The organism is Halomonas sp. (assembly GCF_041689495.1).
Lineage (GTDB): Bacteria > Pseudomonadota > Gammaproteobacteria > Pseudomonadales > Halomonadaceae > Halomonas.
Map to the genome: position 1 here is coordinate 1 of NZ_JBDNGD010000483.1, position 1,069 is coordinate 1,069.

3 protein-coding genes are annotated in these 1,069 nt (G+C 63.5%); 2 read left to right on the forward strand and 1 reads right to left on the reverse strand.

Going from position 1 to position 1,069, the window contains the following annotated elements; all coding sequences use genetic code 11:
• The coding region (locus ACESMD_RS14580) for a hypothetical protein (protein WP_372614397.1) at positions 1-309 on the reverse strand (309 nt) is incomplete at its 3' end.
• 298 nt (positions 310-607) lie between these two features.
• On the opposite strand from ACESMD_RS14580, the gene ACESMD_RS14585 reads away from it, so the two are divergent.
• Positions 608-766, forward strand: coding sequence for a hypothetical protein (locus ACESMD_RS14585; RefSeq protein WP_372614399.1), 159 nt, complete (start codon positions 608-610; stop codon positions 764-766).
• A gap of 6 nt (positions 767-772) precedes the next feature.
• The coding region (locus tag ACESMD_RS14590; protein ID WP_372614401.1) for an exopolysaccharide biosynthesis protein at positions 773-1,069 on the forward strand (297 nt) is incomplete at its 3' end.

Below are 1,069 nucleotides of genomic sequence, written 5' to 3' on the forward strand. Positions count from 1 at the left end.
CAGGCCCACTCGCTCGGCAATCCGCGAGATCTTGCGCTCGACGCCGCTCAGCAGCAGGACACGCCCCCGATAATCCATCTCCGACAGCTGATGCAGGAGGGCGATTCCGTCATGGTCATCGGCCTCCAGCGCCATGATCACCAGTTGCGGGCGGCATAGCGTCATTTCATCAAGCAAGGGGGTCGCCCGCCTATAGTGGCGGCTCTCGAGTCCCAGCAGATGAAGCTGCAAGGACAGCACCGCAGCCACGTCCGGATCGGTATCCAGGACCAGCGCCAGGGCCCGCATCTCGTTCGCGAATTCACGCATCCACTCGGGCTTCCAATCGGTCAGGAGCCCCCAGACTACCATCGCCACAGGAACCGAACATCTGTCGAACAGGGAGTCAGATCAACGTTTGGACTCGGTCCTCATCCTGCCAGGGGACCAGGCCAGCGCCACCAGCACCCCTTCAAATGCCGCCTGGTGCCGCTCGGTGGTCAGGGCGCTGTACGTCAGGCCGGAAACGGTCTGGCATGATAACCGCTGGCCAGACGGGAACCCAGGGCTGCATCACGACCGCCGGCGGCGCTACACTGGTCGCCCATTTCGTCAGGAAGCTTCCAAGATGACTGTCCGCACCTTCGCCTTTGCCCTGTTGCTGCTGGGATTCGTTTTCGTGATCGTCGGCGTCTTGAAGGCCCACCCGGCTCTCTTCGTCGGCATCGTCCTGATCGTCCTGAGCGGGATCCTGTTGTGGACGCGCAACCGTCGACCTGGCGAGTAAGGGCCCATGCAACGCTCCGACCCGGCTCCCTCCAACCTCTCGACTCTGCTGGATATGCTGGAATCCACCGGCGGACTACCCGACAGCGTGAGCCTCGATGCCATCCTCGATACCCTGGGGCGACGCTCCTTCGCCCCCTTCCTGCTGATTGCCGGGCTTGTCACCCTGGCACCCCTGATCGGGGATATCCCCGGCGTACCGACACTGATGGCCAGCCTGGTGGCGCTCTCGGCTGCACAGATCCTGGTAGGCCGTGACCGTGTGTGGCTACCGCAATGGTTGCTTGAGCGCCGGGTATCGCGC

What these genes read in the sequence shown, in the direction of transcription:
- ACESMD_RS14585 (WP_372614399.1), top strand. Translation starts at nt 608, where the DNA reads ATGACTGTCCGCACCTTCGCCTTTGCCCTGTTGCTGCTGGGATTCGTT.